At 73.1% G+C, this 9,697-nt stretch carries 11 protein-coding genes; 3 read left to right on the top strand and 8 right to left on the bottom strand.

What is annotated here, in order from left to right; all coding sequences use genetic code 11:
- Nucleotides 1-108: 108 nt before the first annotated feature.
- From AB0B72_RS07155 to AB0B72_RS07135, 5 genes are all read right to left on the bottom strand, one after another.
- Nucleotides 109-1,038 carry a hypothetical protein gene (locus AB0B72_RS07155; protein WP_367737486.1) on the bottom strand — a complete coding sequence of 310 codons (930 nt, stop codon included), beginning with the start codon at nt 1,036-1,038 and terminating at the stop codon, nt 109-111.
- A gap of 23 nt (nt 1,039-1,061) precedes the next feature.
- The gene (locus AB0B72_RS07150; RefSeq protein WP_367737484.1) at nt 1,062-1,583 is read right to left on the bottom strand and encodes a SigE family RNA polymerase sigma factor; all 522 of its coding nucleotides are present in this window, start codon (nt 1,581-1,583) and stop codon (nt 1,062-1,064) included.
- Between the two features lie 128 nt (nt 1,584-1,711).
- Nucleotides 1,712-2,188, bottom strand: a complete 477-nt coding sequence (locus AB0B72_RS07145; RefSeq protein ID WP_367737482.1) for a hypothetical protein — start codon at nt 2,186-2,188, stop codon at nt 1,712-1,714.
- Between the two features lie 91 nt (nt 2,189-2,279).
- The gene (locus AB0B72_RS07140) at nt 2,280-3,227 is read right to left on the bottom strand and encodes a hypothetical protein (protein WP_367737480.1); all 948 of its coding nucleotides are present in this window, start codon (nt 3,225-3,227) and stop codon (nt 2,280-2,282) included.
- Nucleotides 3,217-3,567, bottom strand: coding sequence for a PadR family transcriptional regulator (locus tag AB0B72_RS07135; RefSeq protein WP_367737478.1), 351 nt, complete (start codon nt 3,565-3,567; stop codon nt 3,217-3,219). The genes AB0B72_RS07140 and AB0B72_RS07135 overlap by 11 nt, the downstream gene beginning before the upstream one ends.
- A 166-nt stretch (nt 3,568-3,733) precedes the next feature.
- Here AB0B72_RS07135 and AB0B72_RS07130 point away from each other — a divergent pair, with 166 nt between their 5' ends.
- Both AB0B72_RS07130 and AB0B72_RS07125 read left to right on the top strand, forming a co-directional pair.
- On the top strand, nt 3,734-4,432 hold the full coding sequence (locus AB0B72_RS07130) for a DUF998 domain-containing protein (RefSeq protein ID WP_367737476.1): 699 nt from the start codon (nt 3,734-3,736) through the stop codon (nt 4,430-4,432).
- A gap of 75 nt (nt 4,433-4,507) precedes the next feature.
- Nucleotides 4,508-4,879 (top strand): YciI family protein, encoded by a 372-nt coding sequence (locus tag AB0B72_RS07125; protein ID WP_367737474.1) that lies wholly within the window; start codon nt 4,508-4,510, stop codon nt 4,877-4,879.
- Nucleotides 4,880-4,926: 47 nt separating this feature from the next.
- On the opposite strand, the gene AB0B72_RS07120 is transcribed toward AB0B72_RS07125, so the two are convergent.
- Nucleotides 4,927-5,067, bottom strand: coding sequence for a zinc-binding dehydrogenase (locus tag AB0B72_RS07120; RefSeq protein ID WP_367737473.1), 141 nt, complete (start codon nt 5,065-5,067; stop codon nt 4,927-4,929).
- 8 nt (nt 5,068-5,075) lie between these two features.
- Between AB0B72_RS07120 and AB0B72_RS07115 the strand changes: the two genes are divergently transcribed.
- A complete protein-coding gene (locus AB0B72_RS07115; protein WP_367737472.1) occupies nt 5,076-6,368 on the top strand; it encodes an RNA polymerase sigma factor in 1,293 nt (430 codons plus the stop codon).
- Between the two features lie 29 nt (nt 6,369-6,397).
- Here AB0B72_RS07115 and AB0B72_RS07110 read toward each other — a convergent pair whose 3' ends face one another.
- Both AB0B72_RS07110 and AB0B72_RS07105 read right to left on the bottom strand, forming a co-directional pair.
- Entirely contained in the window at nt 6,398-8,791 is a 2,394-nt protein-coding gene (locus AB0B72_RS07110) for an ABC transporter permease (protein ID WP_367737471.1), read from the bottom strand.
- Nucleotides 8,785-9,543, bottom strand: a complete 759-nt coding sequence (locus AB0B72_RS07105; RefSeq protein ID WP_367737470.1) for an ABC transporter ATP-binding protein — start codon at nt 9,541-9,543, stop codon at nt 8,785-8,787. Before AB0B72_RS07105 ends, AB0B72_RS07110 begins: the two co-directional genes overlap by 7 nt.
- Nucleotides 9,544-9,697 lie beyond the last annotated feature (154 nt).

Genomic DNA, 9,697 nt, shown 5'->3' with positions numbered 1-9,697 from the left:
TGGCTCACACCGCCGGCCTCAACGGCGATGGCCGTGCGCCCGGGCTGGAGCGACTGCGGGCTCCGGCCCAGGCACACGGCCATGGTGCGTGACGGCTGATCAGCGGTTTCAGGCGGTCGGCTTGTCGCCCGGCTCAGCAGTGGCGGCCGGCTTGTCGGCCGTCTTGCCGTCACCCGCCCTGCCGGTCGGCTTGCCGGTCGGCTTGCCGGTCGGCTTGCCGTCCGGGGCGGCGTCCGTCTTGTCGGTTGCCGGGTCATGCACCTCGCCCGCGGGCGGTGCGGTGACCGTGACCGGGGTGCCGAAATCACCGAAGTCGGTGACGTTACGCTGGCCGCCGTCGCTGAAGTCGACCTCCAGCCGCCGGACGCGACCCTGGTCGTCCACGTCCACGGCTCCCGTGATGGCCGGTGACGTGTCCCCACGCCACTTGACGTCGCCCGTGTCGGCCAGCGAGAACGTGAACCGCTTGCCGGTCCAGCCCTCGCCGGATGCCGAGCCTTCCTCGTTGACGTCTGTGGCGGAACGCAGTCGCTCCAGGGTCCGCTGAGGGTCCAGCGCGGCGAGCTTGACCACGGCGACGGCCACCGGCGCGTCCGCCAGCTCCACCTCCGCACGGGGGTAGACCGTCCATTTGGCCTCGCCCTGCCTCTTGGTGTACATCTGGTCGCCGACGAGCCGGGTTTCCGACGCTCCTCCGGCCTCCGTGATGACGCCTACACGCCGGACGGGATCGACGGCCCCTTCGAACGTCTTGGCGCCGTCGGTTTCGTGGATTTTGTAGCTCTCCTGGCTGGTGTTGTCCACCGCGGCCGCCACCTGGGCCTGGGCCGACGGCTGGCCCAGGGGCAGGCCCAGGACGATCACACTCGCCGCGGCCGTCACGCCCAGCGAGGCGATCGAGACCAGGGCCCGGCTCCGCCTGCGCTCCCTCCTCGCCCGCATGGCGGGCATGGCCGGAACGGCGGCCATGAGATCGAGGCCCGGCGGCCGATCCTCGGTGGCCCTGCTGAGCAGTGCGCGCACTTCCTTCTCGTTCATGAACGGCTCCTCGTGTCGGTGTCTCACTGGACTCCACTCCCTGTCGGCTCGGCTCGGTTGACCACGGTGTCGGGCGGGATCAGGCCGCGCATCGCCCGCAGACCGCGATGCGTGTGGGTCTTCACCGTCCCCACCGAGCAGCCCATGAGATCGGCGACCTCCGTCTCCGGCAGGTCGTCGAAGAAGCGCAGCACCAGAGCGGTCCGCTGCCTGACCGGTAGCTTCCCGAGCGCCTTGCGGACGTCCTCGGCCACCGCGCCGGCCTCGCCCATGTCACCGGGGCCGGGCACATCGGGCAGGTCGGCGCGCGGGATCTCCCGGCGCCATCGGGCACGCCACCAGGATCGGTAGGTGTTGACCAGAATGCGGCGCAGGTACGCGTCGGGCTCACTGGTGGTGTCCAGCCGAGGCCACACCCGGTACAACTTGCCGAGACAGGCCTGCATCAGGTCCTCGGCCGTATGCCAATCCCCTGTCAGCAGGACCGCCGTTCTCAGATGGTGGTCTCCCCGGTGCCGCACGAAGTTCACGAAATCCGCGTCCACCCGGTCTCCTCTCGTCGGTGAAACCACCCCTGACACTCCATGAGACCCACTCCAGGTTGACGTCGGGCGCACAACGGCGACAGTAAGGTCGGCGGACACGGCGGAGGCCGATCCCCGTCGCGAGGGCGTCAGCTCCTCGCCGCACCCCGTACGGCGGGGCGTGCGGCGAGCACGGCCGCGCCGGCGGCGAGGGCCAGGCAGACGGCGATCACCCCGAGGATGAGAGGCCACGGCACCACGAGGGGGACGTCGGCGCGCATGGCCGTGGCGAAGGCCCGTCGCATGCCCAGCAGCGCGGGCAACGCCACCACGAGCCCCAGCCCGGTGCCGAGCGGCACCACGAGCGCCGACTCGGCGGCCACGGTCCCGAGCACCCGGTCCTTGCTCCGTAGCGCGTCGAGCGAGCCGGACACCACCTGGACGTCACCCGCCCGCGCCAGCAGCTCCGGGGTGGTGCCGATGGCGCTCAGCGCGCCGCCGTCCGGCTCGAACAGGCCGGTGAACAGGGACGACTCCGCACCTGCCGCCGACGCCGCCGCGTCCGTCAGCCCCGGCGTGCCGTCCGGCATGATGACCGCGTCCGCCCGGATCGTGGTGGCGCGCACCTGCGCGAACGCCGCGGCGGCCTGCTCCGTCCATACGCTCGTGCGTGCTTTCGTACGGGCGCGGCATGGTGCTGCGCGGAGGTAGGCCGGCTCAGGCGGCGGGGAGGTAGGCGGCGCGGCGCAGTTCGCGGCGTGCTTTGAGGGCCGCGTCGGCCAGGGAGCCGACGACGATCAGCACGATCACGCCTTTCACGGTCTGGTCGGTGGGCTCAGCCGCGAAGATGTCGCCGCCGGGCAGGAGCCAGGTGAGGACGCCGCACATCACAAGGGTCAGGCCGATGTCGATCCGCCGTGTCAGCGGCTGCCGGCGCCCGCGCACGACCAGAACGGCGTAGAGCCCGAGATGCAGGGTCATCACCGCCACCAGCCAGGGTGCGCGGTGGCGGAGGAAGTCCTCGTCCAGGGCGAGCGCCTGGTACGCCCCTGGGGCGGCGCGGCCGCCGTAGAAGTAGTCGAGCAGCGTCGCGGGGTTGAACAGCACGAGCAGGCCGCAGACGGCGGCGGCGACCGCGGCGAGGTAGCCGAAGCGGCTGATCCGGTCGCGGTCCGTGCGCCGAGGTTTCCACGCGGCCCGCTCCGGCCGGTTGCGGCGGAGCCAGGCTCCGGCGGCGAAGCAGACCACGAGCAGCCCCGGCCACCACAGGGCCCCCACGCCGGCGCCGGTCCACAAGATCCCGAGCACACCGGGCAGGTCGGAGGCCGAGGCGACCGGGTGCCGCAGCACGGTGTCCATCAGGCCGAGCAGCCAGATAAGAGCCATGCCGATCAAGGTCAGGCGGAGGAACCTGCGGGAGTCCGCCGGGTCGACGATAGTCAGGACCGGGTGAAACCGGGCGGCGGCATCGGCCGGACGGCCGAAGGCGAGCACCAGTTCACGAGCCATCTCCTCGTCGGCCGGGCGGCCCGTCTCCGCGGCCTTGGCCGCGAGCTCGTCCGCCAGGAGCGTGCGCAGCTCGAACGCGACATCGCGCCGCTGCCCGCGCGGCAGCAGGCGGGCCACGTCGTCCACGTAGCTCCGGATGAGATCGTCAGGGGTCATGGCGCTCTCCGCCTTTCAGGAGAAGATCCATGGTGCCGTTGAGGCCGCGCCAGGCGGCCGTCAGCCGCTTGCACAGCTCGCGGCCGTCGGCGCTGAGCACGTAGTAGCGGCGCGGGGGGCCGCCGTCGGTGCGCCATTCACTGGTCAGCACGCCTTGGGACTCCAGCCGCCGGAGCAAGGGATAGAGGGTCCCCTCCTCGATCGGCATGCCGCTCTCGGACAGCGATTGACGCAGCTCGTAGCCGTAGCGCGCGGTGTGCAGCTGGGACAGCGCGGCGAGGACGACGACGCCACGCCGCAACTCGAGTTCGAGCTTGTCGTACGCGTCGCCGCTCACCATGTGCCACACAGTACTATGTGCCACACAGCTCATCCACGAGTCGCCGACCGCCGGCCCGGAAAAATCGAAAAAGAATCCGAGCCGGTGTGTCGAATTCGCTTCACCTCGTTCGAGGCGTAGTCAGAGGGCCGCCGACGACCGGGGGCCCCGGCTCGAAGGAGTGAACATGACGGAGCAGACGTTCGCGGTGGCCGGCGCGGGTTCCCGGGACGGGGCCTGCGACCCGGCGACGAGGGTCACCAAGAGCCTCCTCGGATACGGCGTAATCGCGGGGCCCGCCTACGTCCTGGTCTCGCTCACCGAGGCCATGACCCGGGACGGATTCGACCTCACCCGGCACGCGTGGAGCATGCTCAGCAACGGCGACCTCGGCTGGATCCACATCACGACCCTGGTGGTGACCGGACTGATGATCATCGCGTTCGCCGCCGGGCTGCGCCGGTCCCTGCGCCCCGGCCGCGGCGGCACGTGGGCGCCCCGGCTCGTCGCGGCGTACGGCGTGAGCCTGGTCGCCGCCGGCGCCTTCCGGGCCGACCCGGGGCTCGGCTTCCCCGTGGGCACTCCGGAGGGCCCCGGGCCGGTGAGCTGGCACGGTCTGCTGCACTTCGCCTCCGGTGGTGTCGGGTTCACCTGCCTGGTCGCGGCGTGCCTGGTGATCGCCGCGCGCTTCTCCGCGGAGGGCCGGCGAGGGTGGGCCCGCCTGTCCCGCGTGACCGGCGTGGTCTTCGCCGCCTGCTTCCTGGCGATGGCCTCGGGATCCGGAGGCACCCCCGCCCTGCTGGCCTTCACCGCCGCGGTCGTCCTGTCCTGCGCCTGGCTCGCCGCCGTTGCCGCGCATCTGTACGGGCGAGTGGCCGGTCGATAGATCTCCCGGGGCCGAGTCGCACCTCGGCCCCGAGGCGTGACACAAAGAAGAACCACGAAACGAGGAGAAGACAACATGCGTTATTTGGTGCTGCTCAGGGCCGACCAGCCCGCCACGCCCCCTCCGGCCGAGCTGATGGAGGCGATCATGGCTCTCGGGATGGAGGCCACGAGCGCCGGCGCGCTGCTCGACAACGCCGGGCTGGCCCCCAGCGCGTCGGGAGCCCGGGTCGAGCTGTCCAAGGAGGGCCTCAGCGTCACCGACGGGCCGTTCACCGAGGCCAAGGAGATGATCAGCTACGCCCTGTATCAGGTGCGGTCGAGGGAGGAGGCGGTCGAGTGGACCTCCCGCTTCATGCGGTTGCACCAGGACCTGTGGGAGGGCTGGCAGGGTGAGGCGGACGTCCTGCGCGTGTTCGGCCCGGAGGACTTCGCGCCGCCCGCCTGACCCTCGTCGGACATGCGGCTTCCCGGCTTTCCGAGTTCCCGGCTTCGCTAGGGCCGGAGCACGAGCTTGCCGTGGGTGTGCCCCCGTTCCAGCTCGCGGATCGCGTCCCGCACCTGCTCCAGCGGGTAGGTGCGGGCGATCGGCACCTCCTCCAGGTCGACCTCCGGCGCAACACGGCGATGTAACATCGGTGGACATGACCGAGGCCGATCCTCGTCGCGCCACCCATCTCGCGATAGAGGCCGTGTGGCGGATCGAGTCGGCCAGGCTCATCGCGGGCCTCGCCCGGCTGGTCGGCGACATCGGTCTCGCCGAGGAGCTGGCGCAGGACGCCATGATCGTCGCGCTGGAGCAGTGGCCCCAGGCGGGCGTCCCCCAGAACCCGGGCGCCTGGCTGATGGCCACCGCCAAGCACCGGGCGATCGACCTGCTCCGCCGCCGCACCCGGTTCGAGCGCAAACTCCAGGAGCTGGGCCGTACGGCGGAGATCGAGCAGGCGGCGGGCGGGCCGGATCTGGACGACCGGCTCGACGACAACATCCGCGACGACCTGCTGCGCCTCATCTTCACGGCGTGCCACCCGGTGCTGCCGGCCGAGGCGCGGGCCGCCCTCACGCTCCGCATGCTGGGCGGGCTGACGACCGAGGAGATCGCGCGGGCGTTCCTGGTCGCCGAGCCGACCGTGGCGCAGCGGATCGTCCGGGCCAAGCGCACGCTGGCCAAGCATGGAGTGCGGTTCGAGATGCCTGCCCCGTCCGACATGTCCGCACGGCTGGCGTCGGTGCTCGAAGTCGTCTACCTCATCTTCAACGAGGGCTACTCGGCGACCTCTGGAGGCGCCTGGACCCGGCCGGAGCTGTGTGAGGAGGCGTTGCGCCTGGGCCGGATCCTGGCGGGCCTGCTGTCCCGGGAATCGGAGGTGCACGGCCTGGCCGCGCTCATGGAGATCCAGGCGTCCCGGCTGCCTGCCAGGGCCGGCTCCTCGGACGAGCCCGTGCTGCTCGCCGACCAGGACCGCAGGTTGTGGGACCGGCTGCTCATCCGGCGAGGGCTGGAGGCGCTCGACCGGGCCGAGGCGATCGGCGGACCGGTCGGGCCGTACGTCCTGCAGGCGGCGATCGCGGCGTGCCACGCCCGCGCGCTCACCCCCGGCGACACCGACTGGCCGCGGATCGCGGCGCTCTACCGGGTGCTCGCCCACGTGTGGCCGTCCCCCGTCGTTGAGCTGAACCGGGCGGTCGCGGTGGGGATGGCATCGGGCCCGGCCGAAGGCCTGCGGGTCGTCGAGGCGGTGGCGTCGGAGCGGGCGCTGGCCGCCTACCCCCAGCTTCCCGCCGTACGGGGTGATCTGCTGGCCCGGCTCGGCCGGCATGAGGAGGCACGGCGGGAGTTCGAGCGGGCCGCGTCGCTGACCCGCAACGACCGGGAGCGTGCCGTGTTCCTCACGCGGGCGGCCGCCTGCGGCCCCGACCGGACCCCGCCTTCGTAGTCGCGGACGCGGCCGGACGACTGGCGCGGTCAGCTCCTCGCCGCACCCCGTACGGCGGGGCGTGCGGCGAGCACGGCGGCGCCGGCGGCGAGGGCCAGGCAGACGGCGATCACCCCGAGGATGAGAGGCCACGGCACCACGAGGGGGACGTCGGCGCGCATGGCCGTGGCGAAGGCCCGTCGCATGCCCAGCAGCGCGGGCAACGCCACCACGAGCCCCAGCCCGGTGCCGAGCAGCACCACGAGCGCCGACTCGGCGGCCACGGCCCCGAGCACCTGCCGGCCCGTCGCGCCGGACAGGCGCAGCACCGCGAGGTCACGGACGCGCCCGGCCGCCGACATCACCATCGTGTTCACGATCGCCACACCCGCGTAGGCCGTGGACACCACGACCAGCAATACGGTGGCGATCCACACCAGCCGGTCCTCCTGGGCGTCCGCCTCCGCCGAGTAGGTGGGGATGTCCACCACGCGCGCCCCCGGGCCGGGCGGCGCGGGAGTGCCCGCGACGTACGCCTCATCGGCGAGGGCCACCGGGTCGTGCGCCCTGAGCAGTCGCCGGGAGAGCATCACATCGGCGTCCGCCTCCCGGACCACGCCGGCCACCGTCAGCGACGCCGAGGTGCCGTCCTCGAACGACACCGGCAGCGTGGAGCCCGGCCGCAGCCCGCGTTTGTCGGCCAGCCAGTCGGCCACGAGCACCCGGTCCTCGCTCCGTAGCGCGTCGAGCGTGCCGGACACCACCTGGACGTCACCCGCCCGCGCCAGCAGCTCCGGGGTGGCGCCGATGGCGCTCAGCGCGCCGCCGTCCGGCTCGAACAGGCCGGTGAACAGGGACGCCTGCGCACCTGCCGCCGACGCCACCGCGTCCGTCAGCCCCGGCGTGCCGTCCGGCATGATGACCGCGTCCGCCCGGATCGTGGTGGCGCGCACCTGCGCGAACGCCGCGGCGGTCGTCTGCACCATCCCCGTGATCAGCACCGCGCATCCCACCGTGACCAGCACCGGCGTGGCCGTGGCCGCGGTGCGGCGGACGGCGGTCAGCGCGTTCTCCCGGACGAGCATCCCGGTCGCACCGCGGCCCCGGGCGAGCGGCCACGACACCAGCCGCGCCACCGGCGGCACGACCGCGGGAGACAGCAGCGCCAGCCCCGCGATCACCCCCATCGCCGCGACCAGGCCCGACGTCACGAATGCGTCCGAGCCGTCCGAGCCTCCCGCGCCGGCCGCTGCCGCCAGACCCAGCAGGCAGCACGCCGCCCCGGCGAGCCACCGCACGCGCGGCATCGGACGGTCGTCCACCTCGGCCTCGCGCAGCGCCTCCAGCGGGCTCACCCGCGCGGCCCGCCGGGACGCCGACCAGACACCCGCCAGCGTGACGAGCACACCCATCGCGAACGAGCCCGCGAGCGGCGGCGGCGACAACCGCACCGCGAAGCCCGGCGGCTCGAACCCGGCCGTGATCAGCACGTCCCCCAGCACGGGACCGAGCGCCGCGCCGGCCGCCACCCCTCCCGCCGTCGCGATGACACCGACCACCAGCGCCTCGCCGTACACCATCCGCCGCACCTGACGCGGCGTCGCGCCGACGGCGCGCAGGAGGCCGAACTCGCGGCGCCGCTGCGCTACTCCGAGCGCGAACGTCGAGCCTGCCACCAGGATCGACACGAACGCGGACAGCACGGCCATGGCGGTGAGGACCTGCATGCCGATCCAGCGGGTCCGTTCGTGCTCCCGCGTCTCCAGGACGCTGCGCCCGTCCCCGGTGCGCACCACACCGGTCGCGCCGGCCGCCGCCCGTGCGGCCCCGGCGACCGCGGCGATGTCCGCCCCTGGCTCGGTGACCAGGCCGATCGCGCGCACTCCCGACGAGATGCGGGCCGCCTCCGCGTCGTTCAGATACACCCCCGGCCCGTTCACCGTGCCGGACACCGTGTACGTCACCGGCCCGTGCACGGTCAGCACGGACACCCGCGCCCCCGGCGCGAGCCCCAGCGACCGGTCCAGCGCCGCCTCGCCCTCCCGCGGCGCGGTGCCCGCCGTCAGCCTGTACGGCGCCAGCATGGCCGCCGACCACGCGTACCCCCGGTCGCCCGCCACCGGCCTGCCCCCGATGACCGGCTGCGCGTAGAACGTCCGATCCGGTACGGCATGCGCCACCCCCGGGATGGCTCCCAGCCGTTCCCGCAGCGACGTGACCGTCTCCGGCGACCAAGGGCGGTCCGGGGCGAAGTCGCCGTCGGCACGCGCGGTCATCGGCACCGAGACGAACACGGGCGTCCCCGCGAGCCGGTCGGGCACCCTCGGCCCGGCCGAGGCCAGAGCCAGGACGCTCATCGACACCATCGCCATGCCGAGGAAAAGCACGACGAACCCCCCGGCGAAGGAGGGCCACCGCTCCCGCAATGTCGCGAAGGTCAGCATGGCGCGGCCTCCAGGACGGCCATCCGGGCGGCGACGAGCTCGGCGGTGACGGTGCCGGTGTATTTGTCGCCGGGGTACTCGTCCACCACGCGTCCGTCGGCGAGGAAGAGCACCCGGTCGGCGTAGGAGGCCGTCACCGGGTCGTGCGTCACCATGATCATCGTTTGCCCGTGGTCGTCGACCAGCCCCCGCAGCATGCCGAGGATCTGGTGCGACACCCTGGTGTCGAGCTGGCCGGTCGGCTCGTCGGCGAACACCACGGCGGGCCTGGTGATCAGGGCCCTCGCGATGGCCACGCGCTGCTGCTCGCCGCCGGACAGGGAGCTGGGCCGATGCCCCGCCCGGTCCGCGAGGCCCACCTCCGCGAGCGCCGCCCGGACCAGGCTGGGCGGGGCCGCGCGGCCGGCCAGGCGCAGCGGCAGCGCCACGTTCTGCTCGGCGGTGAGCGCGGACACCAGGTTGAACGCCTGGAAGACGAACCCCACCCGCCGGCGGCGCAGCAGGGTCAGGCCGTTCTCGTTCAGCGAGCCGAGGTCGGTGCCGTCGATGACGACCACGCCGTCGGTCGGCCGGTCCAGGCCCGCCGCGCAGTGCAGCAGGGTGGACTTGCCCGACCCCGACGGCCCCATGATCGCCGTCAGCGTGCCCGCGTGGAAGCTCGCCGTCACCCCGTCGAGGGCCTTCACCGTGTGGCCGGCCCTGCCGTACAGCCGGCGCACCATCTGCAGCCGTACGGTCTCCTCGTGATCCATGCCGGTCTCTTCCTGGGGCGCGCGGCCTCGGCCGCCTGCGCTTTCTGTCGGGTGCATGCGGTCCAGCAAAGCCGTCTGTGCCGTGCCGGCGCATTGGCGCAGGGGCGAGAGATCGAGGTAGTCCCAGCACTACCGCGCCCGCGCACCCGGACCG

This window comes from Microbispora sp. NPDC049125 (assembly GCF_040802045.1).
GTDB lineage: Bacteria > Actinomycetota > Actinomycetes > Streptosporangiales > Streptosporangiaceae > Microbispora.
This window is presented reverse-complemented; position numbering and strand designations above follow the sequence as displayed.